This is a genomic window from Latilactobacillus sp. VITA-14, assembly GCF_046580785.1.
GTDB lineage: Bacteria > Bacillota > Bacilli > Lactobacillales > Lactobacillaceae > Latilactobacillus > Latilactobacillus curvatus.
In genome coordinates, this window is sequence record NZ_JBJKTM010000016.1 from 1 (window position 1) to 24,408 (window position 24,408).

Genomic DNA, 24,408 nt, shown 5'->3' on the forward strand with positions numbered 1-24,408 from the left:
TTGTGCTAGTGCGCCACGTTGAAAACGTGATAAAGTAGATGTACCCAAAGTAATCACTCCCTATATTGGTTGGAATTAGCTACTACCATTGTAAGTGATTGCTTTGGGCTTTTTAATTTCTGTTCGGATTAATTATAGAATTTGCCGTAACTAAAACGCCAGTCTTTTGTTTAAAAAGTCCTCATATATTAGTCGTCACAGAAACTGTCTTCTCCCTACCTTTCTTAAATTCTACCTTGAATCAAGCCGCTACAATAACGTGTTACGAGTTCACTTAAATACTCCCAAAAATAATTTGAATTGGTCCAATATTGCCGTAGCGTGTATATATCGAGAAACCGATTTCCACTCTCAATTTTCAGTTGAATCTGCCAATACGACTCATTGACGTTTCCCGCTCGCGGTGACTCGTCGCAGGTAGTTAAGTATCAATAGCAATTTAACTGAGGTACTTCGTTTAGGGCCCATTTCATTCCCAGTCCACCAATATTTGAAAAAAGGCGTCCTAAAAGCGCCCTAACCTGCCATTTTTTGGCAAAAAAATAGGCTAACCCATTGAAGGGTTAGCCTATTTGAGTAAGCTTATTAAACGTGTTTTTTAAAGCTGATTCCTGTGCTTAGCTACAATCCGCAAACAATCGACTAACGTCGATTATTCACGAAGTTAGGCTAATGCTCAAAATCAACCCGCTTTAAACACACTCTTTAATAATTAGTTTAATTTCTTCTTGCTTACGACGTTTAAGTTTTCGTCTAAATCATAAACAACTGGTTCGCCTGTTGCCATTTCAACGTCCATGATGTCTTCATCAGAGATGTTTTCGATGTATTTTGTTAAGGCGCGTAGTGAGTTGCCGTGAGCGGCTACAATGACGTTTTTACCGTCGATTAATTTTGGAGCGATTTCGTCTTCCCAGAATGGGATAACACGTTCCAAAGTAACCTTCAAGTTTTCGCCACCAGGAATTGCTTTTGGATCTAAGTGTGCGTAACGACGGTCGTTTGCTGCTGAACCTTCATCACTTGCATCCAATAGTGGAGGAAGTGTGTCGTATGAACGACGCCAGATGTGAACTTGTTCGTCGCCCCATTTTTCAGCTGCTTCAGCTTTGTTTTGGCCTTGTAATGCACCATAATGACGTTCGTTTAAGCGCCATGATTTCATTTCTGGAACCCATAATTGATCTGAACCTTCAAGTGCATAGTGTAATGTCTTGATGGCACGAGTCAATACTGATGTGTAAGCTTGGTCAAAAAGGATACCTTCTTTTTTCAATAAAGCACCAGCGTTTTGAGCTTGGCGTACGCCTTCTTCGCTTAAGTTAACATCAACCCAACCAGTGAATTGGTTTGATAAGTTCCATTCACTTTGTCCGTGACGAATAAAAACTAATTTAGCCATGTGTAAGTAACCTCACTTTTTTTATTTTTACTCTGTTCATTTTACACTGTTTGCTACACAATTTACAGTCTTATCTTTTCAGAAAATAATGAACCTTCTTTTTTTATGCTCGATCAGTCGTTTTCGTTTCTTTCAATAAGAAAAGCGCCGCCAAGATGGCAATCACCATGAGCACTAGCGACGTCGTTACAACAGCGATCATCCCTTTATCAAAAGCCGTGACAACAATTTGTTGGACCTTTGCGGCATACGGTGTCTTCACTAATTGTTGCCCCCACGCGATTGCATGTCCTGAAAAAGCACCTGCTTCAACCAATGCTTGCTGAATGCCAGTTGCTGCCGCCTTCGGGATTGAGCTACCACTAAAGCCAGTCTTCAAAATCGTTTCGTAGGCATTCGTTTGTGATAAACCGAGAATCACAACACCGACGGTAATTCCAATTTGGCGGAAAACATTCAATAAACCGGATGCCATTCCGATTTCTTGAGGATTAATATTATCCATCGCCGCTGTATTGATCATTGGATTGATAATCGCATTGCCTAACCCAGTTAGCGCAAGCAATGGTAAGAGTTGCATATAAGTAAAATCAGTCGTTGTCACTTGTCTAAAAATTAATAAACCAAGGGCAGAAACAGTAAATCCAAAAGCAATCAACCATTTTTTACCGAATTTATAGCCTAGAACACCCGTGAATGGTCCTAAAACAAGGGACCATAAACTCATTGGCAGTTGATGCACACCGGTTGAAAAGGCTGAGTAACCCATGTAATTTTGCATCAAACTCGTTTGATAAGCGGCTAAGGCAAAAATGCCAGCGCCTAATGAGAAAGCTAAAATCACAACACCCACGAAATGGCGATTCGTAAGTAACGTCAAGTTCATCATTGGTGCTTTTGCTTTCAATTCCACAAAGACGAAAAGCGCTAAAATTAAAACGGAAGCGACTAACCACCCCATAATGCGCATATCTGTCCAAGCCCAGTGCATATGTTGTCCTTTTTGAATCAACCCATAAATCCCGGAGAATAAACTAATTGCTGACAAGATCATCCCCATAAAATCGATTGATTCGCCCGCGCCATAAGCTGGTGTTTCTTTAACATTGCGAATCACTAAGTAAACTGAAATAATCCCGACTGGTAAATTGACGAAAAAGATGGATGGCCAGCCGAAGTTTTCGACTAAAAAGCCCCCTACTAAGGGTCCAATAGCAGTTGAAAAACCAATCACGGAGCCTAAAATCCCCAGTGCAGTCCCCCGTTCGCGCCCTTCAAAGTTCGATGCCACTAGTGCCATCGATAAACTCATCATACCCGAGCCACCAATCGCTTGGACCGCGCGACCAATATCTAATACCAATAAATTTGGTGCCAGTCCGTTAACGACAGAGGCCGCTGTGAATAAAATCATACTCATGACAAAAATTTTTTTGCGCCCGAACATGTCCCCTAATTTGGAAACAGTCAACAAGCTGACCGCATACATCAATGTATAGGCGTTCAAAACCCATTGTAAGTTGCTAAAAGTTGTTTTAAAATCAATCGCCATACTTGGTAAAGCGACATTGACGACAGTTACGTCTAGCAATCCCATAAAGACACCCAGACTCATCGCGACCAGCGCTATCCAGCGGTTGGTTGTTTTTTTTCATTTTACTATCTCCATTTTCTCTATCTCATTTATTTGTGCTTGTAGCCAATCCATTTTGGCTTTGATCGTTGTGATTACGAAATTGGTTGAACGAATCTGCCAATAATAATAATCCGTCATTGTCTCATCCGCATCTTTTAATTCAGTTAGATGTTTTTCCACACCGCTATAAACATGTAAATCTTCAGCCAACTCACTGTAGAAATCTTGTAAAATGCTGACTTGTTCTGTGGCATCAATGTAGTGCATCCCCCGCATCTTAAAACGATAAGCATCATCCCACTTCGCATCATGAACGACTGGTTTAGCCATTAATTCAGCAAAATAGCGCCGTCCCTCTTCAGTAATGTGCGCAATCTTCGTACCACGTGAATCCTGATCAGCTTCCTCAAACCCAATGCAGCCTTTGCTTTCCAATTTATCTAACAACGGATACAAAACCCCATTTGAAATTTTCCGTCTGGGTACCATCGCATTTTCCAAGATAATCCGCAACTTATAGCCCGACATATTCCGGCTCATTAAGGCGGATAACATCAGCAATTCATACATAAACGCATAACCTCTCTCTTTAATCAGTCTTTTAGACAGGTCTTTAAGACTTATTAAGTCTAGTTCTTTCCGACATATTTACAAGCCTTTTTTTCATTTTTAGACAAATAAAAAAACATGATCCGCATAAGTTGCCTGATAACAAGGCTTCATGCGGATCACGCTTTTATGGATTTAGGGATGTACATTGAGATGTCATTATAAATGAATATCTTTTTCATAAGGAATTGAATTTTGCGCGCCTTGGGTTTGAACAGTAATTGAAGAAGCTTTATTAGCAAAAGTCATCGCTTCTTCCAAATTACTATAATCCAAAGATAATTTCGTACTTAATGCACCGATAAAGGTATCACCAGCAGCTGTTGTATCAACCGCCTGAACTTTAAAAGCAGGGATAAAACCGTCCTTATCCGCAGTTGCATAAAATGAACCTTTGTCACCAACCGTAATAATAACTACTTTAATACCCAGCTTAAACATTGCTTCTGCATTTGCTTTCATTGATGCCTCATCAGTAACTTTAATGCCCGTAATAATCTCTGCTTCTGTTTCATTGGGAATAATCATATCCGTCACAGCTAACAGCTCAGTAGGAATATCCTTAATTGCTGGCGCTGGATTAAGAATTGTCTGAACACCATTTTCTCTAGCGATTTTAAAAGCTTCAATGATGACAGGGATTGGTACCTCAAATTGTGCAACAATACGGTCAGCCGTTTTAATTGCATCTTTAGCTGACTGAATATCTTCCACTGTAATCGCTTGATTAGCTCCCCCATAAATCAAGATACTATTTTGACCATGTTCATCAACCATAATATAAGCTTGTCCAGTTCCAGCTGTTTCAGAATAAGTCACATGTTCGATATTCATACCATCTTTTTTAAACGTATCAAGCATGAAATCCGCTGCACCTTCACGACCTACTTTTCCAATGAAATTCGTTTTTGCACCCATTCGTACTGACGCAATAGCTTGATTAGCTCCTTTACCACCGCCAGCAGATGATTGCCCACCCATTGCTAAAGTTTCTCCAGGTAACGGTAACCGTGGTATTTGTAATATTCTATCAACATTAATCGATCCTAATACTGTGACTTTTACCAAAACAATTCCTCCTTAGTCCCATTATAATCGTTTCATTATAACGCATACAACATGCTATTGCATCGGGATTTTAAAATTTCAATCCAATAGAAAAGCATCAAACGGATAGCGCCGTTTAATGCTTTTCAACGACTTGCTTATTTCTTTAACGAATCCGTTGTTACTAATTCTAAAGGTGAATCAATCTTCGCTTTTACTTTTTTACCATTGAAGTGATCATATGCTGCTTTAACAGCTAATCGACCCATTTCTTCGGGTTGTTGTGCTACAGTTGCTGCCATTTCACCATTTTTGACAGCTTTTAGCCCATCAGCTTCACCGTCAAAACCAACAATCATTAAATCCTTATTAGCACTCTTAGCAGCTTGCGCAGCACCTAATGCCATTTCATCGTTTTGTGAGAATAACCCTTTAATTTCAGGATTTCCTTGTAAAATATTTTCTGTAACTGTTAAACCTTTAGCGCGATCGAAACTAGCAGTTTGTTTTGCGGTAATATCTAATTTACCTTTAACTGCATTTTCAAATCCTTTACCACGTTCACGCGTTGCAGATGCGCCTGGCACGCCCTGTAATTCAGCAATCTTCGCACCATTACCTAATTTTTCTAACATATATTTAGCGGCCATTTGCCCACCCTTTGTACTGTTAGAAGATACTAAAGTTAACACTTTACCACTGTCACTGCTACGATCAACTGTGATAACGGGAATCCCAGCGTCGTTAGCATCTTTAACTGATGACGAGATAGCTGATGAATCAACTGGGTTAATAATCAACACATCCACTTTCTTTTGAATCATGTCTTCAATATCATTTGATTGTTTAGCGGTATCATTTTGAGCATCAAAAATTTGAACATTACTCTTCTTTTTAGCAGCATCGTTAATTCCTTTTTTAACTGAAACAAAGAATGGATTATTCAAAGTTGAAATTGATGCCCCAATTTTAACTTTATCAGCAGCTTTTTTCGTTGTTTTTTCACTACCGCCATCATTACCACCTAAGCTAGCACCGCCACAACCAGCCAATGTTGCACTTAATAATGTAACAGCCATAACGCCAACTAATACCTTAAACTTCTTTTGCATGATAAAACCTCCAGTTAATTATTTTTTTGATTCTCGACGATCAAGTAATACGGCAACGATGATGACAATCCCTTTGACGATTTGTTGATAGAAACTAGAAATCCCCAATAGATTCATCCCATTATTCAAAGTACCAATGATTAAGGCCCCGATTAATGTTCCAAAGATTCTTCCCTTACCACCAGCAAGACTTGTTCCACCTAAAACAACGGCGGCAATAGCATCCATTTCATAAGATGTCCCTGCATCTGGTTGTGCAGAGCTCAATCTAGAAGTTAAAATAACGCCGGCAACTGATGCCATTAATCCTGAAAGTGTATAAATAATCATTGTTACTTTTTTAGTATTCACACCAGCAACGTATGCGGCTTCTTCGTTCCCGCCTAATGCGTACGTTTTCCGACCAAATGTTGTCTTGTGTAACACAACGTATAAGATTCCAAAAGCGATTAACATGATGATAATTGGGAATGGAATGCCAAATAGATAGCCACGACCCATAAACTGAAAGAGGAAACTTTCATTAATTTTTGTCCCAGTAATTGGATTCCCGTTAGTAAATACATAGGTGCCACCACGGAAAATCGTCATTGTTGCTAATGTCGCAATAAATGGTGCTGCTTTCCCATAAGCTACCAGAATCCCATTAATTAACCCAAACAACGCTCCAGTTAGCATACCGATAGCAATCGAAATAGCTGGTGATACACCTGCCTGAATCATATAGGCCGAAATAGCGCCACTCAAAGCTAAAATTGAACCAACAGATAAATCAATCCCACCAGTTAAAATAACAAACGTCATTCCAAAGGCGATTAACGCATTAATCGAAACTTGTCGTAATAAGTTCAGTAAATTAGATGGTGCTAAAAAGCTCATATTCATAACACTTACTGCTACAACCAATACTAGTAACGCTAACACCGGCCCTAGTTTTGCGATGAACTTCTGGGCTGAAAACTTTTCACCTTTTTTTGCTACATCATTCATTAACTTGTCCTCCTGTTGCTAAAGTCATTACAGATTCTTGAGTCGCCGTTTTTGTAGGAATAATTCCTGTAATATGACCTTCATATACAACTGCAATTCGATCACTCATTCCAAGCACTTCATCCAAATCACTTGAAACCATAATGATGGCCACACCACGATTCGTTAATTCATTCATTAAGTCATAGATTTCCCGCCGGGCACCAACATCAACTCCCCGAGTCGGTTCATCTAGTATTAGGACTTGAGTACCACTACCAATCCATTTAGCTAAAACAACTTTTTGCTGATTCCCACCAGATAAACTACCTGCCGATTCAGATGGTCCAGTTGCCTTGACATGTAACCGCTTCATTAAAAGTGCGACAAAATCTGCCACGGCTTTGTCATCCACCAACCCATGTTTCACGAAACCGCCAATACTTGGTAATGCAATGTTATCTGCAATACTATCGTTTAGAATCAGTCCTTCATCTTTACGATTCTCCGTTAAAAAGCCAATATTATTTTTAATTGCCTCTCCCGGAGTCTTATTACTGATGGTCGTTCCATTCATTTGAATCTGACCACTGTCTAACTTATCGATACCAAAAATGGCACGCATAATTTCGGTTCGCCCAGCACCCATCAATCCAGAGAACGCTAAAATTTCACCAGCATGAACTTCAAAATTAATATGGTCAAAAACACCTTTTCGTTCAATATCAGTTACTTTTAATGCAATATCACCTGGTTGCGTACTTCTTTCCGGATAAAAATCTCTCATTTCACGCCCAACCATGTCCCGTACAATCTGTGCCATATTCGTTTCGCTAGTTGGATAACTATTAACTGAAATCCCATCACGCATTACCGTAATGTGGTCACAAATTTTCATAATTTCTTCCATGCGATGAGAAATGTAAATAATACCTACTCCTCGCTCTTTTAAACTCCGAATAACATCAAATAACTTTTCAATCTCCTTTTCGGTCAAAGCTGCAGTTGGTTCATCCATAATCAATACTTTAGCATCAGACATTAGTGACTTTGCAATTTCAATCATTTGTTGACGCCCAACACTTAACGATCCGACCGGTACATCTAAATCAATATCAGTCCCTAACTTGGCAAGATTCTCCTTCGCAATCTTGCGCATCTCGGCTTGCTTAAGAATTCCCAAGGGACCTTTAATCTCACGGTTTAAAAACATATTGTCTAAAACTGTCATTTCAGCGAAATTATTCATCTCTTGATGAATAAAACTGATACCGTGCTTCTCAGCGTCAAGGGGGTTTTCATAGTAAGTCTCTTCGCCATCAATTAAAATCTGTCCAGCATCACGCTTATACAAGCCCGTTAAGATATTCATCAATGTCGATTTACCTGCGCCATTTTCGCCCATTAAAGCATGCACCTGTCCAGCTTTAACGGTCACATCGACCCCTTCAAGAACGTGGTTTTTTCCGAAAGCTTTTTTAATGCCTTTCATTTGAACTTCCATCTTTTCCATCCCTCCTTCAATATTAAATAGCTAGAACGTTACACCACTTACCAAAATGATATTAGCATATGGTGTCATTTCACCCGTCCTAACAAAAGCTTTAGCGTTTGATAAATCCGCTTTCATTTTATCGTGTGGTATAAATTTAATCGGTACGTCAATTATTTCTTTAATAGCCGCTAATTGTTGAGGATTTTCTGTCTTGATTTCTTCAGCCAAATAAACCTCTTGAAGTTGCAACTCACTTAGAATATTTTTTACAACATCAACAAAACTAGGTAGTCCATTTGTAACAGCTAGATCAATTTTTTCAGTTCCCACTGGTACTGGCATACCTGCATCGCCAACACCTAATGTATCGTAATGCCCCATTTGTGCGATTACTCTTGATAAATTCGAATTAATAACTGTTGTTTTCTTCATTGCTCTACCTCCTGATAATCAATGACGCTCGCGCGCTCAATCAATTTAGTCGCCATTTTAATTGTTTGCGGTTTTGCATCGGGTGTTTTTAAACGGTTCAACAATAGACCTGTTGCGACTCGTCCCAATTCAATAATTGGTTGTTCAATTGTGGTTAACTGCGGCTGAACATACTGACACCATTCAATATTATCGTAACCAATTATGGAGATATCTTCTGGCACCCGTTTGCCACGTTCTTGCAAGCCACGGTACAAACCAATTGCCATTTCATCGTTAATTGCAAAAACAGCACTGACCCGACTCTCAATTACCTCTGCAGCTGCTTCGTAGCCACCTTTTTTAGTTAATTCATGTTCGATTAGCCAATCTGAATCAACCGTAATTCCCGCATTAATCATTGCCTTTTGATAGCCTTTTAATCGTTTGTCAATATTATTTGAATGTTGCCGCGGTAGAATCACCGCTACTTTTCGATGATGATGATCCAATAAATATTGCGTTGCCTTTTGACCACCCTCAAAATCACCTGCAATTATTCGATCGCCACTATCTGAAGCAGATTGATCCATTAATAGATACGGCACTTTATTTTGGTCCAAATACTGATGAATAATATCTAATCCAACATTGGGCGCCGCAATTATAAAGCCATCAACGGTTCGGCGTACAAGTTCTTGCAAATAATTTGTACGCCGCGTATCCTGCGTCCCAACATTATAAATCAATGGAATAAAGCCAGCGCGTGATGCTACTTCTTCCACTCCTTGGCTAAATTGACTAAAGAACGGATTCGTAATATCAGGTACTAATACACCTAAGGTTTTAGTTGCCTTGGTAGTCATCCCTTGTGCAAAATAGTCAGGTACATATCCAAGTGATTCTTGCGCAGTACGGACACGATTGATAGTTTCTTTGCTAAAACGATCACCTTTATGATTTAAAATCAAAGAAACCGTTGTTACAGAAACTTCCGCCAATCTTGCAACATCCTTGATTGTTGCCCTTTTTGGCATATCATCACCTTCAATTGAGAATTTAGTAAACCGGTTTACTTAACGGGAACAATACTACCATCAAAATGTATGCGCTGTCAATATTGCTATAACAGTATTTTCTCATTCAATAACTATTGACTACTAAAAAAATAGACTAAACATTGATTTAGTCTACCTTTGCTTAATTAAAAAAAACACTATCTTTTTTTAATTTATTTTTTCTTTGCTTGTCCGTATCCTCGTTTAGATTTATAACCTGCATCTAAAATTTGACACATTTCAACATAATGTCGTTGCTGTGTTTCTTCAGCTTTAGCGCCGTAAACATAACGTGCCCATTCGCGTTGATAGCCTGGTGTTAGTGCGTCGAAAAAGGTTTTTGTGGCTGGTGTATCTTCTAATCGAGCACTCAATCGGGGAATCTCAACTTCATATTCTGATAATGGTTTTTGTGGCATGGTGCATAACTCCCTTATTTTAACCGCATAACATCTCTGGCAATCATCAACTCTTCATTAGTTGGCACAATCAGGACCTTAACGCGTGATTGATCACTGCTGATAATGCGTTCTTGGCTGCGGACATTATTTTTATCTTCATCCAATTCTACACCAAAACAAGCGAGTTGTTCACAAATGGTAGCCCGTAATTCACTGCCGTTCTCACCACTACCGGCAGTAAAGACCAGCGTATCTACTCCATTCATTAAAGCTACGTAAGAACCGACATACTTCACAACTCGATTGACAAAAATATCAAGCGCCAATTGGGATTGTGGTCGTGAGTCAGCGGTTTCTTCTAAATCACGCATATCCGGTGATAGTTCAGAAATCCCTAATAAGCCAGACTTATGGTTCAAAATTGTGATCATCTCTGGCATTGTCTTACCTAATTTTTCAGCTAAAAAGGCTACTAATGAGATATCAATATCACCAGATCGCGTACCCATCGTAATCCCCGCAAGTGGTGTGAACCCCATTGATGTATCGACAGCGCGCCCGTCTTGAATCGCGGTAATTGATGCACCACTGCCCAAGTGCAACGTGATCATTTTTTGCGTTTCAAGCGGCTGATCTAGCATTTCAGCTGCTCGATGAGCAACAAACCGATGACTGGTCCCATGCGCACCGTATTTACGGGCCCCATACTTTTCATAATACGCTTGCGGAATACTGTATAAATAGTTTTCGGCAGGTAACGTACTGTAAAATGACGTGTCAAAAACAGCCACTTCCGGTACGCCTGGCAATAATGCAGTGAAAATTTTAATGTAATAAGCTTGGGTTGGATTATGCAATGGTGCATATTCAGCCAAACGATTAATCTCATCGAGCCCAACCGGATTAATTACTGCAGAGTCCTTGAAGGCTTCTCCACCAGCAACCACCCGGTGACCAACCCCCGTAATCTCATCGAGATGGGTTACGATATTTAATTCCTTCAACTGCGTTAATAATAACGTTGCTGCTTGTTCGTGCGTCGTAATATCTTGGACTTGTTTAAACTTTTCCTGATTGCCATACTTCACTGTGAATACAGAATCAGATAAGCCTAACCGATCAATCATTCCTTTAGCGATTACTCGTTCAGACGGCATTTCAAATAATTGCCACTTCAGTGTTGAACTACCTGCATTAATAGCCAGAATTTTTTCCATGATATCGACTCCCACTCTTTCATAATCCGTTCATGGCTTAATTGTAAGCAATTTCATAAAAAGAAACAAGCCCTATTATATCAGAGTGCGTCATCAACGGGTAACTTCTGAGCATTTATCTAACTTAGCGAATTGGCGATGCAATCGCCGATTTGATAAGTGTAGCAAAGCACAGGAAGTTGTTGATGAAAGCACGTTTAAGGCAAGAATGCATTTGGTTGCGGTCAGCAACTAAGCATTAATACAAACTAGCGCTTAATCTCGATTTTAAGATTAAGTGCTAGTTTAGATTAAGCGGAAGTTGTTGCAACCAAAAAGCACGTTTTATCCATAAAAAAAGAACCGCCCCCACGCGGTTCTTCCTATTTCATAATAACTATTCTGCACTTTCTTCGTTCATTTTCTTTACTTTATTTAGGAATGAACGGCCCATCTTGTTATCTTGGTATTCACTTGGTTCAATGATATCTAAATAGAATTGATCAATGAATCGAATCAAACCATCGACTTTATCACGGCCCATTTGTGCTTCGATTTCACGGTATTTTTCAACATAGCGGCTCACCAACCGGTCTAAAACGTCTTGACCTTGTTTAGTTAAGCTCAAAAATTTAACCCGTTGATCTGTTTGAAGATGTTCTTCAACCACGTACCCATTTTCTTTCAGTAACCGACATTGGCGTGAAATTGCTGAACGACTAACACTCATCGTCTTAGCTAACTTACTACCTGTTAAGTTTTCGTTAGTTGAAATTTCGTACATAATTAAAAATTGGTCAAAAGAAACTTTGTAATTTAAACTTTCTCCACTGACAAAGTCGCTTAAATTGCTGACAATCCACCGATAAATCAATGAAAGATGCGTTACTACTTCCCAATCATCAGAATACTTGCTTGTTGCTTTTGCTGTCATAACCTTTTCTCCCTTTACTAACCGATCTGTCATGCGTAGAAACAATTAATGGATTTAATTTATTTTGCTATCAATATATTAGCATATTTTGAGAGAAAAGAAACCACTCAATTTATTAAATAGCTATAAATAGATTTGATGTGCAACAATTCAATTGACCATATAATCATCACCCCACTATATTAGTTTGTCGTGACTATATAAAAAGAAGTCATTAAAGATAAAATTATTTTCATCCTTAATAACTTCTTTTAATAACATCTTATAGGTTGCGATCCATATTGAACGTCAATTTCGATAAATTAATGCCCGACATAACGAGTTCCCCAATCATCGAGGTCGCTTCAGTTGCCATCTGCTTAACAATCGCATGGTTTTGCTCAGTCAAATACTCCGTTAAGGCAGCGCCTTGATACTTTTGTGCTTCCACTTGAATGGCTTCAATCATCGTTCGCAATTCTTGCTTACAACGGTTTAAGTAATCTACATTGCCTTGAATGTGCTGGCTATAATGGCCTTCCACCAATACTGAAATTGTCCGGTATAACCAATATGCACTCTTCATATCCCATTTCATTGGTGTTTCGCTGAAACTTAGATCCGTATCGTTCGCATTCGTGAAAAATGGAATGAACGGTGTATACGTTGGCATCCCCATTGTGATCCACATGATGGCCGCTTGTTCCTTTGGCACATCATTCCGTAATTGTAAAATATGTGCATTTTGCGTCCGATTCAAACCGATTGGGCGGTAACGATACTTGTCGGCATCAGTCCCATTCCCCATTGGATCGAATGGCGTTTCATTATAATGTGAGCCTAACAACATTTCAATATCTTCAACACTAATTTTATGTTCAATACGCCGAATAAATGGTAATTCAGCCGATTCGGGTGACATATCAAAATCAGCATCAAATAAATGATGGGCGTACCAAACCCGTGGTGTATTATAGTGCCGGTCTTTTTCATTCATCGTGCCAAAAATGTGGCGGAAATTCCAGCCCGTTTTATCCGGATTCAAATGATGGGCTTCAACGTATTCTTGAATGCCTTCTGCCCACATAAAATTGTCGGCATCCGTGAAATCAACTTGTTGAATCGCCACTTGGTTGGCGGCAACTGCATAAGCATCATCTGGAATCCGTTGTGCTAGCCATAAATGCCCTGTCACAATTTCCATATACCACACTTCATTGTGATCACTAAAGAGCACACTATTGCCGGCGGGTGAGCCGTATTGTTTAATCAAATTACCGAGATAGCTGACCCCTTCGCGCGCCGAGTTAATGTACGGCGCAACCATAGCTTGCATGCAATCTTCATCCAACCCGTCTTTCACCAATGGATCATAAGCGAGGGCTTTTTCATTTCCATATGTACTTTCGGTACAGCTCATCGTCACGTTAACTTCGTTAATACTACTTTCATCATAATAACCATTATGTTTGTAATCAACATTCGGAACAGCGGGCCATCGGTAGCCATTCTCAGGTAATTCGGCTTCAAACCCGTTTAACCAAGATTTAATTTTAGCACCCTTACGCCCTTTAACAGCTGGATTGATGTGAAACCGTTGTGGTGTTAAAGGTAAAAAAGTATCGTCGTTACGCGCAATCATCGTTGATCCGTCCAATGATGCGTTTTTACCAACTAAGATTGATGTACATGCTGATTCCATAAGTTGCACTCCCTCTGATGACCACTTTAATTGAACTCATCGGTCACGTTTGATTAAAATTTTCTCATAATTAATATCCATAGTGTACGCTTCTCACTTGCGAAAGTATAGCCTGATTTGTTGATTAATTTCCTTTAACCCCCGCATTTATTGCGATTTCTATACAATATTGGATTTCACGTTAATTTCCGATTTCGGAATTATCGTCAAACGACCATGTTAGCGCTCCTAATTTCATGATATATTATTAGATGAATAACTAACAACAAGGTGGTTTCTCAATGAAAAAATTAACACTTGCTCTGTTGCTGACCATGACCAGCTGTTTCATGATTCTAGCTGGCTGTCAGAATAAAACAGAAATTCCAGCTGCCGCAACTAAAACAGAAGAAAAAATTGATCAATACGTCCAAAAAGTGAACCAACTCTATAGTGATGGTTCCCGTAAAGATCCTGCGAAGTTAACAGCCGATAAACAACACCAAATTATCACTGCGGCTGACAAACTCGACAAACAAATCACGCCCAACCTTTATATGAGCGGAATTAGCGCTGATGCAAAGGCTGATTACAAGGCTGCCCAAAAAGATCTAGATAAGATTACTGGTAAGCAACCAGCAACTAGTGAATCTGAAAGTGTTGCTTCTGAAAAGCCTGTTAAAAAGAAGAAAAAGAACAAAGTTAAAACAAGCGCCTTTTTCGATAAAGATGGGATTGTCAAAGCCGATGCACAACTTGGTGAAGAAACGGACTATACCGACCACCCCAAACAACTTGCTGATTATCAAGAAGCTAAAAATCAATTAGCGGCTATGGCAGCTGTCCGGAACTTATTTACAGACGACAACCTCAAGCATATTCCAGCTAACCTATCTGCTAGCGACTTCCCTTACGTCCGAGCTTTGATTAATAAATCAACCCATGACGGCTTTAAAGAAAAGTACTTGGCGTATGTTAAGAACGCTGAAAATCAATACAACACTTACTCTAACAATACCCAAGCGGCAACCACGCAAAACACAACAACCGCTAATCAAGCAACAACTAACCAAAACACAGCTACCAATACACAAACTACGACAGGCTATGCTGCTAACACGGCAACGGGGAATGGCACTGGTGCAACAACTGGAACTGGGACGGGGACTTCGACAACGGATACCACAACCGGAACCGGGACGACTGGTACACAAAGTAATACTCAGACCGGTACAGATCAGACACAAACCGGTACACTCCAATAATCTTAAGACACTTCCTAAAAAGTACGCTATCTTCTTGATATGCGTACTTTTTTGACGTTCGCTTGCATTTAGTCTTTTAATTGCCAATATCTTAAGAAACATGTAACAGCGCGCTAACTATTATGTAACATGTTTGTTACTTTCAGATGCTATGCTAATCAGCGTACTAAATTAATTCAAAATTCAAACAACTTAAAAAATTTTTCGAAGGAGCACAACAAACACATGAAAAAACAAAAAATGACTTACTTATCTTCTGGAATGGTTGGCCTTGCCGGCTTAGTATTGATGGGTCTTCAAACAAATGATGCCCAAGCTGCAACAAATGGTACGGTTAACTACGCTGACGGGGCAACAACCGTTTGGACTAGCCCAGAAGTAGGTCAAAAACCTGCTCGTTACTTGGCAACTAACCAACAAGTAACAATTCAAGACACAAAACAAGTTTACGGCCAAACATGGTACAAACTTGGTAATGACGAATGGGTTTCAAGCCAATTCATTACAGCCGGCGATGCAACTGCTCAACCAGCTGCAACAACAACCGCTGTTAAGAACACAGTAACAGCTAACTTCCAATCAGGTGCAACAACTGTTTGGGCTGACACAACTGCTGCTCAACCAACTGGCGAATACTTAACATATGGCACAACTAAAAACGTCATTGATCAAAAAGATTTAAACGGCACAACTTGGTACCAATTAGAAAGCAAAGGTTGGGTTCCTGCTAGCTACGTTGTTTTAAACAACCCTAACTTGGATGGTGTCACACCAATTACAAATGCACCTGCAGTGACACCAGTCGCTGCAACAACCACTACAACTGAAGTTCAAGCACCAGCTGCTCCTCAAGCAACAACGCCGGCACCTGCTACAGAAACACCAGCGCCTGCTGCAACAACTGAAGCAACAACCCCTGCTGCTACAACAAGTACACCAGCAGCAACAACACAACCTGCTCAAACACAAACAACGACAACTCAAAGCAGCCAACAAACAACTCAAGCTACAACAACTCAACAAGCACCACAAACGAATACAACGACAAAAGCAAGTGGTAACGCACAAACTGTTATCAACGCTGCTTTATCACAAATCGGTACCCCTTATGTATGGGGTGGCACAACACCAGGTGTTGGTCTTGACTGTTCTGGTTTAGTGCAATACGCATACGCACAAGCTGGCGTTTCATTGAAACGTGTCACAACTGCTCAAGAAGGTGCTGGCCAACGCGTCTCACTTGATAACTTACAACCTGGCGATATCCTCTTCTGGGGTGGCGCTGGTGCTTCATACCACGACGCAATCTACATCGGTGGTGGCCAATACGTCCACGCACCACAACGTGGCGAATCAGTTAAGACAGCAAGTATCTCAAGCTACTTCATGCCTTCATTCGCAGTTCGCGTCCTTTAATCAAAAATATGTATTTAAAGAGAGCCACATCTTAGGATGTAGCTCTTTTTTTGCTATTGATTAATTAACTTCTGATTTTCCTTTTTATAAGCAGACTTCATCTTATCTTTCCTTTGATAAATACCTCTACTTGATCTAGGCCACCTTTTAGTTTAGACACAATCACTTCTGCATTTTCCTTTGCCTGTTGTTTGGCCTGTTTCTTTTTGCGCTTAACTTTCGCTAGAACGGTATGACCTAAATCACTTGAAATACTATGCTTTTCAAGTTGCTTCATTCGTTCAATCCTTTGTTCTTCTAAAGCTCTGATTTTTCGGTCTAAGTCCGCTTTGCGACTTTCTTCTAGGAAATCTACCATATTATTTCTCCAATAATTTTTCTGATAAGGTATTTCGAGTTTTACGGTAATCCGCTTCGTAGTCCATTAAATAATCATCAATTACGTTTCGAGTTTGTTTGACGGTATTTTCAATCGCGTCTTTGGCACTCTCCAACTCACTTCTGAATGCCTGGTTATTCGAATAATCCTCATCAATCCGTTTAATGGCATAGTCATGTCACTGATACAGATTCTCTAAATCGTTATCAGCACGTCTACGCTCGACATCAACTGTTTCAAATAATTCTTCTACAAACTGTCGCGTTTGCCGGTATTCACTATCAAGGGTTTCTTGTTGTGCTAATAACCGTCTTTTATCAGTCTCATCCATGATTGAACATCCCCGCTAATTCAGTATCAGTTGCCATCATATGATCAACAGCCCCCTTCGTCTGTTTGGCTAATGCTAAATACTCATTACCGATAGCCCGCATTGCTTTTATTTCTGCTTCCAATTCTTGAATTGGTTCATCAACCACTGATTGATGCGTCACACCGGCCCGTTCTAATTCCGCCATCACTGTCGCATGGGATAGATGTTCGCCAATCAATTCCGCTGACTTAATGGTTTCTTGCCATAGTGGTTCAAATTCGTCAATCACCGGATTGTAATGCTGGATAATGCCACTAATACCATCAATCGCAATTCGAGTCAGACTATTTGAAATCGAAGCTGCTTCGACAGAATCAACTGCTATTTTTTCCGCATGTGTAAACTGACCACCTGATGATTTAAACGACTTGACTAGTTGTTTAATCGCGGATTGCTTTTTTTCTAATAAATCAGCATCTGAGGCCGTCTGGCGTCGCAGCGTCTTCGTTCTACCCTTATTATCAAACTTAAACGAATTCAACATATGCATATCAATACTCTTAGTAGGCCCATTAGCGGTTGTCTCACTCCACACAGTTGTGCCGGTAAACCCGTTAATCCCAACCACTGTTGAAGCCCCACCAGAAAATGGATCGCCATGGTGCCGATAATTGGTCAAAAGATCAGGATGCGCTAACGCCCAAAGCCGCTCCTTATTCGTCATTACTTTCCATGGATCTGGTGCCGAAAAAACTGTCGCACGTACTTGAAAATGACTAGCTACAAATAAAGCCATTGCACCACCAAGGGAATGGCCCGTTGTATCGAGTTTAGCGTCAGGAAATTCTGAATGAACCTGTTGATAAAATTTTAAAGCCGACTTAAATTGACTATCAAAGTTTTTATATCCGGCCTCTCCATTTACGGCCAACACTTTACGATTACTGCCCCCGATGCCTTGAAAATCTTCTGCAACATCAAGATGATCAGCTTGATTTGTTCCAGCATAAGCGACTATGATATGTGAATAATCAACTTTACCCTCATTGTTAACTGGCGCGACAGCCATGCCTTGAAACCCGTTAGCGTCGTAACCATGACTATTTCGGGGATCATTGGTGTCGACGGTTTTGAGGACTTGGAATTTACCTGTAGACTCCTTATCTTTAAAAACATTCCCAATTCTTGCTGGTGATTCAGTTTTTATCTTATCAACGTCATATACTTTATCCGCAATAACAGCATATTTTTGGTCTGTGATCATTTTATGAATCCAACCTCTCCATTAAGATATAGTACCTTCACTTTCCCAATTGTTCTTCCCTCAACCAATCCGTTGTCACTGAAAGATCCAAATTTCCCTACTGTCGTGGTATTACCCTTAATGACTTTGTTATTTACATCTACCACATCAAAATCAACATTCTGAACACCTGGTGATGATTCGAAAATATTCTTTATCCTAATTTCTTTTAAATTTTTATATCTTTCTTTAATCTCAATGGCCGCATTTTCAAGGTGAACGCCGTTAACTATATATCGAAACGTTTCCTCGCGCTATCTAGCATTTAGTATATCAAACATTATTCCTTATCACTATATTATTATATTAATATGCAATAATCTGAATTTATGTACGTCACTTTTAATGTATTTACTTCTGAATATATTAAAAGACCATCCAAAGGCTGCTTTTCAAGCGACTTTTAGATGGTCTTTTAACATTATTTTGAAAAAATTCATTATAATTATTTAGCTGATTTACGTTCCTTCAAGAAGTTCAATACAGCAGCTGTTTCAGCGTTACGTTTTTTAGCATTGTTTTGGTTAACAGGACGACGGTTACCAGAAACACTAACATGTAAGTTTTGTGACATTGCGCGTTTCCTCCTTTCGTGCATATATTCTATTATTCTAATCTGAATTGACTTATTTTTCAAGTTAACTTTATTCGTCTTTTGGTTTTCTGAAATAGTTTAGGAGCCAACTGGTCAGCGGAACGGTTGCTATGACCCCACTCACTCCGATTAATAGTGCGAGTCCCTCACCAATTAAAATTTTATGGTTCACAATTTTACTAATTGGATAGCCGAGTTGAATGAACCACATCGTTAATGACAAGAAGCTACCGAAAAAACTAAAGAACAGTGTATTAAAAGCCGTCGCAATAATTTTTTCACCGATCGCGATTCCCGCTTTAAAGAGTTGCTTGGCGCCCATTTGCGCGTCGTATTCTAAGATTTCGACTAAACCACTGGCAACTGCAATACTCGTTTCGGCGATTGCCCCTAAGCTGCCCAGAATGATCATCATGATACTAATTTTTTGGAACGACAAGCCGATTGCGAGTCCAAAGCCTTCAATCTCTTCTACATCTTCCGCACCAAAGCCGTAGGTGGCCGCTAACTGGCTGAGAGGCACAATAATGATCAGCAAGCCCACCACCACGATTAACGACGTCACAAACGCCGTCTTGGCCGTTAATGGCTGCTTGGTATTCATGAAGATGGATGTCGCTAACAAAATCAGACTCAACAGACTACTCACAATCAGCGGTTCAAACCCACCCGCCACCAAGACGAGCGCTAATATAATCACGACAAAATTCAACCCGAGGCTGAAGAAAATCGTCAGCCCTTGCCAACCACAAACTAGCACTAATAAGATTAGTAAAATTCCCGTTAGCAACATCATAGGCGTCTCACCCGCACTAACTGGCTTGCCAACAAGCTCGTTACTGGCACCGCCAAAGTAATCCCAATCGCACTAATCACCGTCTGCGTAAAACTTAACGTGACAGTTCGCGATAAGGTATACGCAATTGTGTTGCCATTGCGTAGATACAATAAAATAATTGGAAAAGCATCCGCCATGACTAAAAAGAACAACACATTAACTAACGGACCAATAATTTCGCGACCAATTGCAAGTCCTGATTTAAACAATTCAGTCTTCGTAACGTTTGGCCGTTCAATCGCTAATTGCTGGAGTGACGATGAAATATCGGTCGTCTCATCCATCACAGCGCCTAAAATCCCGAGCACGACTTCCGCTAAGAAGACCGTTTTATACGGCTGTAATTCATAGGCCATCGTTTCATAATGCAAGCCTTGATCGCCGGTTAATTTCAAGACGGCCATGCTGAGAAACAGTGCTAGGAACGTTGCGCCAATTGTCGCGCCATATGAGACAAGCATCTGGCGGTTGGGTCCTAATACTAAAAGTAGCGTTAAACCCGTTAGAACGACCGCTAAGCCACACATAATCGGCAATAACCACCGTCCACCCGTCATCGCGTTTAAATGGAGTGTTAAGACGAATGCGACGAGATTGACCAAGACACTGATTAGCGTCATCAATCCGCGCTTGAGCATCATTAGTAATAGGAAACTAAACGTCAACAGTGTTAAGCCAACGATGATTGTATCGCGCTTAGGCTCGTTTAAGGTCCACTTTTTCAAATATTGATCACGGTGTAAAAGGACTTGTTGTCCTTTATAGTACCGCGTCGACATCGCTTGCGACGCCGTATACGTATTGCGCAGCGTAATCACTTGCCCTTTTTGCTTAGTGTTCAAAAATTGGCCCGTGACCCGCTGGACTACTTCTGTATCTTCATTTTGGTACTCATCAGTCTGTTTCTCACGGCTAATTGTCTGGACCCGCGTTACCCGAATAATCGGTTGCTGATACAAACCAGCATCGAAATACGTCCCTAATACACCGAGGACGCAGATGACACTTCCTATTAGACCAATCCACAGCCGTTTATGTTTTACCACAGTCGTCACCTCTGTTTTATTCTAGCGTTTCTGCGGGTGAACGTCAGCTTTTTGAGGCTGATTTAATCATTATTTAAGCGACTATTGAAAATTCCATACGTAAAGTAGACCACTAAGCCGATGACAAACCAGATTGCCGCTGCAATCCAAGTGACTTTTGGCAATTCAAACATCATCAATAAACATAGCGCTCCTGATATTAACGGTAAAACTGGGTAAAATGGGACTTTAAACCCATTTTTATTCGGAATGTCCTTGCGCTTCCGCAATGGGATGACCCCAATCGACATCCAGAAAAAAGCCACCAATGTGCCGATGTTTACCAAATTAGTCAATTGATCCAGTGAAACGAACCCGCCTAGAATCATGATGACTACCGTCACAATTTTGATACTGTTAGTTGGGGTTTGATGTTTTGCAGTCACTTTACCAAGTGCTTTTGGTAATAAGCCATCACGACCAATTGAATAGATGAGGCGGGAACTGCTGTAAGTCATCGTCAACATCATCGTGAACATCCCTGCTAATGCGCCGAATGAAATCAGACCGGCAAACCAATTTTGATGGACGACTTGTAGCGCGAATGTGACCGGATTAGCAACGTCCAATTCGCGGTACGACACCATCCCTGTGAGGACAAACGCCACTAATATATAAAGCAACGTACAGATGATTAACGTCCCAATAATCCCGATAGGAAGATTTTTTTGTGGATTCTTAACCTCTGCCGCCGATGCTGACACACAGTCAAAGCCAAGGTAAGCAAAGAAGACGAGTGATGCCCCTTTGAAAATCCCACTTACCCCAAACGGCATGAACGGTTGCCAGTTAGTAGGTTTCACGTAGAAAATCCCGACACCAATGAAAAGTAGCACTACGCCTAATTTAATCAAAACCATGATGTTATTAATTCGTGTTGATGAACGAGTCCCTCGCATTAATAATGTCGCAATCAAGCCCACTACCAGCATCGCAAACAGGTTCACATAAGTGCCATGTGCCGGATCAAACGGGCCAGTAATTGCATGCGGAATATGGATGCCAAACCCTTCGATAAATGATACAAAATAAGCCGACCAACCAGTTGAAACTGCCGCAACTGACAACATATACTCCAAGAATAAAGCCCAGCCAAGCAGCCAACCGATTAACTCACCAAAAATAATATTGCCATATGAGTAAGCACTTCCCGCAACTGGTAATGCCGATGAAAATTCGGCGTAACACATCGCCGCAACGGCACAAACGACCGCCGCAATCATAAATGAAATCGTGATTGCCGGGCCACTATGTAACGCCGCAATCGTTCCCGGTAAGATAAAAATCCCGGTCCCAATCACTGCCCCCACGCCCAATGCAATTAAATCCTTAGCCGTTAATGTTTTGGCCAACCGCTGATCTTGTTGTAAATAACGTTCCAGTGATTCTTTTCGTAACATCTTTGCCATTAATCCCGTTTTAACCACTCCTATTTTTATTGTATGCACTCGACTAGGCGATTACTCGCCGCCTACCAGGCTTCGTCGCACTTCTTTAACGTGCTCCTTGAACTGCCTTCTGCGCTTAACTACAGAATCACAATGGCGGTCGTACGCCCACCACTGCGCTTCTTAGGTTATGCTCGAAGCCAAATCGTTCAAGTCGCACTTCTTTCTTAACGTGCTCCTCAGCCAGATACTTCCGTATAGCTACGTCCAGTAAACAAAGCTACAACCCAGCTTTATTCACTGGACTATGCTATTACTCAGTATCTAACCAGGCTTCGTCGCACTCATTTAATAACAAAAAAAGGAGCCCACTAGTCTTCACTAGTGAGCTCCACCAGGAAGATGACTCGGGGTTACCCAGCCATCTTCCAATTCATTAAGGTTTGTCATTTCAACTCAAATGCCTTCTCCTTAATCAACCAGTCGATTACTGGGTATCTTAAAGAAAAAGCTAAAGGCAACACGTTGCATTGAATTCATGACAGACCCTCCTTGTTATTAATTAGTTACTTAGTATAGGAGATAACCATTTATTTGTAAAGGATTATTTTAAAAGTTGTTTTAAAAATAATCGTAAATTGCAAGAACAAGTTAGCCAGTCGTTGAGGACAATCCCAGAACAGGCCGTTATCAAATAGAAGTTGTGGCGCTAGAGAGACTACTGGGCCATGCGGCGAACGCGCCGAGCTTCGGCCTCAAAGTTTTGCTGGGGTGTGCAGTAGCCCTGTTGTTTGCGAGGCAACTGATTCAAGCGGTCTTGCGTGGCCTGCACTTGACTAGGGCTAATGTCATCTAGGGACATGCCCTTAGGGAAGTCCTGGCGGATCATCCGGTTATGTGCCTCGTTGGTGCCACGGTCGCAGGACGTGTAAGGATGGGCGTAGAAGATCTCAGTTTCCGTCTCAGCAAAAGCAGTATTTAAGGCGGTGAACTCGGGTCCGTTATCGGCTGTGATGGTCTTGATGCAAGCTCCCCATTCGCGCTTGATTCCACGCAATGCATAGCTCACAGAGTCTGCATCTCGTCCTTCGATCAAGCGGAGAAGTTGGCAACGGGTCTTGCGCTCAATCAGAGTCAAGATGACGCTCTCCTTGCCATTGCGTTTACCGACAATGGTATCCATCTCCCAGTGACCGAACTGCCTGCGTCGTTCAACGACCTTAGGCCGTTCCTCGATACTGCGGCCAGCCAGGTGCTTAGCCTTGGTGTGGTGCTGGTGAGAGGTCTTCCGCTTAGTCTTCTCCAACAGGTCGATATTTCGAATCTCTAGGCGTTGGTCGTCAATGTACTGGTACAAAGTCGAGGCACAAACAAGCTCTTCAGGAGTAAACAGCTTGTGTCGCTTGGCATAGCCGATTGAAGCATCCGGGGACCATTTATCCTGCTTAGCTCGCTGTACGTACCAGGCTAAGAAGACCTGTACGCTGGCGAACTTGTCAGGACGATGGCAGCTCAAGCGTGCAGTCTCGTAAAGTGCCTGAGCAGCCTCTGGCAGGTATTGTCGATGGTAGACGCGCTTGCCATTACTCTTCTTGACCTGATCTACTGTACCTCGCTTGATTTCATTATTAATGGTCTGCGGGCAGACGCCAATTTCAGCAGCAATCCAACGATTGGACTTCCCAGCTTGGCGGAATCCGGCCACTTTTCCGCGCTCGAGTGATGTTAAGTGCTGACCTTTTTGGCGGTGTGTGCTATCCTGTTTCTGCATCAAGACAATATCCTCTTCCATTGTTTGTGTAGGAACTTCAATGATACAGGATATCTGTTCTTGATGTTTTTTATTGTCCAAAAAATTTTGAGACAGTGGCTAACTTGATTCTAAAATGCGCGTTT

At 41.0% G+C, this 24,408-nt stretch carries 24 protein-coding genes; 2 read left to right on the plus strand and 22 right to left on the minus strand.

The features are described 5' to 3' along the window. Positions 1-712 precede the first annotated feature (712 nt). From ACF1X7_RS07350 to ACF1X7_RS07410, 13 genes are all read right to left on the minus strand, one after another. On the minus strand, positions 713-1,402 hold the full coding sequence (locus ACF1X7_RS07350; protein ID WP_039098080.1) for a 2,3-diphosphoglycerate-dependent phosphoglycerate mutase: 690 nt from the start codon (positions 1,400-1,402) through the stop codon (positions 713-715). 103 nt (positions 1,403-1,505) lie between these two features. Next, a complete protein-coding gene (locus ACF1X7_RS07355) occupies positions 1,506-3,017 on the minus strand; it encodes an MFS transporter (protein WP_052202649.1) in 1,512 nt (503 codons plus the stop codon). Between the two features lie 36 nt (positions 3,018-3,053). Then, positions 3,054-3,608 (minus strand): PadR family transcriptional regulator, encoded by a 555-nt coding sequence (locus ACF1X7_RS07360; RefSeq protein WP_039098078.1) that lies wholly within the window; start codon positions 3,606-3,608, stop codon positions 3,054-3,056. A 198-nt stretch (positions 3,609-3,806) separates the two neighbouring features. Continuing rightward, positions 3,807-4,715, minus strand: a complete 909-nt coding sequence (gene rbsK / locus ACF1X7_RS07365) for a ribokinase (protein WP_039098077.1) — start codon at positions 4,713-4,715, stop codon at positions 3,807-3,809. Positions 4,716-4,852: 137 nt separating this feature from the next. Then, positions 4,853-5,806, minus strand: a complete 954-nt coding sequence (locus ACF1X7_RS07370) for a D-ribose ABC transporter substrate-binding protein (protein ID WP_039098076.1) — start codon at positions 5,804-5,806, stop codon at positions 4,853-4,855. Positions 5,807-5,824: 18 nt separating this feature from the next. Continuing rightward, complete coding sequence (locus ACF1X7_RS07375) at positions 5,825-6,796, minus strand: ABC transporter permease (RefSeq protein ID WP_039098075.1); 972 nt, start codon at positions 6,794-6,796, stop codon at positions 5,825-5,827. After that, positions 6,789-8,279 (minus strand): sugar ABC transporter ATP-binding protein, encoded by a 1,491-nt coding sequence (locus tag ACF1X7_RS07380; RefSeq protein ID WP_039098074.1) that lies wholly within the window; start codon positions 8,277-8,279, stop codon positions 6,789-6,791. The genes ACF1X7_RS07375 and ACF1X7_RS07380 overlap by 8 nt, the downstream gene beginning before the upstream one ends. A 30-nt stretch (positions 8,280-8,309) precedes the next feature. Further along, positions 8,310-8,702, minus strand: a complete 393-nt coding sequence (rbsD, locus tag ACF1X7_RS07385; RefSeq protein WP_039098073.1) for a D-ribose pyranase — start codon at positions 8,700-8,702, stop codon at positions 8,310-8,312. Next, positions 8,699-9,718 carry a ribose utilization transcriptional repressor RbsR gene (gene rbsR / locus ACF1X7_RS07390; protein ID WP_039098072.1) on the minus strand — a complete coding sequence of 340 codons (1,020 nt, stop codon included), beginning with the start codon at positions 9,716-9,718 and terminating at the stop codon, positions 8,699-8,701. Before rbsR ends, rbsD begins: the two co-directional genes overlap by 4 nt. A gap of 194 nt (positions 9,719-9,912) precedes the next feature. Beyond that, the gene (locus ACF1X7_RS07395) at positions 9,913-10,158 is read right to left on the minus strand and encodes a YdeI/OmpD-associated family protein (protein ID WP_004271001.1); all 246 of its coding nucleotides are present in this window, start codon (positions 10,156-10,158) and stop codon (positions 9,913-9,915) included. Between the two features lie 14 nt (positions 10,159-10,172). Beyond that, positions 10,173-11,357 carry an acetate/propionate family kinase gene (locus ACF1X7_RS07400; protein ID WP_411162613.1) on the minus strand — a complete coding sequence of 395 codons (1,185 nt, stop codon included), beginning with the start codon at positions 11,355-11,357 and terminating at the stop codon, positions 10,173-10,175. A 376-nt stretch (positions 11,358-11,733) separates the two neighbouring features. Then, complete coding sequence (locus ACF1X7_RS07405) at positions 11,734-12,270, minus strand: MarR family winged helix-turn-helix transcriptional regulator (RefSeq protein WP_039098070.1); 537 nt, start codon at positions 12,268-12,270, stop codon at positions 11,734-11,736. A 262-nt stretch (positions 12,271-12,532) separates the two neighbouring features. Continuing rightward, the gene (locus ACF1X7_RS07410) at positions 12,533-13,951 is read right to left on the minus strand and encodes a C69 family dipeptidase (protein ID WP_039098069.1); all 1,419 of its coding nucleotides are present in this window, start codon (positions 13,949-13,951) and stop codon (positions 12,533-12,535) included. A gap of 281 nt (positions 13,952-14,232) precedes the next feature. Between ACF1X7_RS07410 and ACF1X7_RS07415 the strand changes: the two genes are divergently transcribed. Together ACF1X7_RS07415 and ACF1X7_RS07420 are read left to right on the plus strand one after the other, a co-directional pair. Continuing rightward, positions 14,233-15,195 (plus strand): toxin Cry1Ac domain D-VI-related protein, encoded by a 963-nt coding sequence (locus tag ACF1X7_RS07415; RefSeq protein WP_052202648.1) that lies wholly within the window; start codon positions 14,233-14,235, stop codon positions 15,193-15,195. 225 nt (positions 15,196-15,420) lie between these two features. Further along, positions 15,421-16,611 (plus strand): C40 family peptidase, encoded by a 1,191-nt coding sequence (locus ACF1X7_RS07420; RefSeq protein WP_411162614.1) that lies wholly within the window; start codon positions 15,421-15,423, stop codon positions 16,609-16,611. A 97-nt stretch (positions 16,612-16,708) separates the two neighbouring features. On the opposite strand, the gene ACF1X7_RS07425 is transcribed toward ACF1X7_RS07420, so the two are convergent. The 9 genes from ACF1X7_RS07425 to ACF1X7_RS07465 form a co-directional block, all read right to left on the minus strand. Next, positions 16,709-16,969 (minus strand): hypothetical protein, encoded by a 261-nt coding sequence (locus tag ACF1X7_RS07425; RefSeq protein WP_411162615.1) that lies wholly within the window; start codon positions 16,967-16,969, stop codon positions 16,709-16,711. 1 nt (position 16,970) lies between these two features. Next, complete coding sequence (locus ACF1X7_RS07430) at positions 16,971-17,105, minus strand: hypothetical protein (RefSeq protein WP_411162616.1); 135 nt, start codon at positions 17,103-17,105, stop codon at positions 16,971-16,973. Positions 17,106-17,168: 63 nt separating this feature from the next. Next, positions 17,169-17,321: a hypothetical protein gene (locus ACF1X7_RS07435; RefSeq protein ID WP_411162617.1), complete on the minus strand. Its 153-nt coding sequence runs from the start codon at positions 17,319-17,321 to the stop codon at positions 17,169-17,171. Then, complete coding sequence (locus tag ACF1X7_RS07440; RefSeq protein ID WP_411162618.1) at positions 17,314-18,567, minus strand: lipase family protein; 1,254 nt, start codon at positions 18,565-18,567, stop codon at positions 17,314-17,316. Before ACF1X7_RS07440 ends, ACF1X7_RS07435 begins: the two co-directional genes overlap by 8 nt. Before the next feature lie 484 nt (positions 18,568-19,051). Continuing rightward, the gene (locus tag ACF1X7_RS07445) at positions 19,052-19,180 is read right to left on the minus strand and encodes a hypothetical protein (RefSeq protein ID WP_004270533.1); all 129 of its coding nucleotides are present in this window, start codon (positions 19,178-19,180) and stop codon (positions 19,052-19,054) included. 70 nt (positions 19,181-19,250) lie between these two features. Then, the gene (locus ACF1X7_RS07450; protein ID WP_064776843.1) at positions 19,251-19,997 is read right to left on the minus strand and encodes a YibE/F family protein; all 747 of its coding nucleotides are present in this window, start codon (positions 19,995-19,997) and stop codon (positions 19,251-19,253) included. Further along, on the minus strand, positions 19,994-21,085 hold the full coding sequence (locus tag ACF1X7_RS07455) for a YibE/F family protein (RefSeq protein WP_004270531.1): 1,092 nt from the start codon (positions 21,083-21,085) through the stop codon (positions 19,994-19,996). The genes ACF1X7_RS07450 and ACF1X7_RS07455 overlap by 4 nt, the downstream gene beginning before the upstream one ends. Positions 21,086-21,147: 62 nt before the next feature. After that, positions 21,148-22,533 (minus strand): amino acid permease, encoded by a 1,386-nt coding sequence (locus tag ACF1X7_RS07460; RefSeq protein WP_411162619.1) that lies wholly within the window; start codon positions 22,531-22,533, stop codon positions 21,148-21,150. 697 nt (positions 22,534-23,230) lie between these two features. Then, entirely contained in the window at positions 23,231-24,283 is a 1,053-nt protein-coding gene (locus ACF1X7_RS07465) for an IS30 family transposase (protein ID WP_411162623.1), read from the minus strand. Between the last annotated feature and the right edge of the window lie 125 nt (positions 24,284-24,408).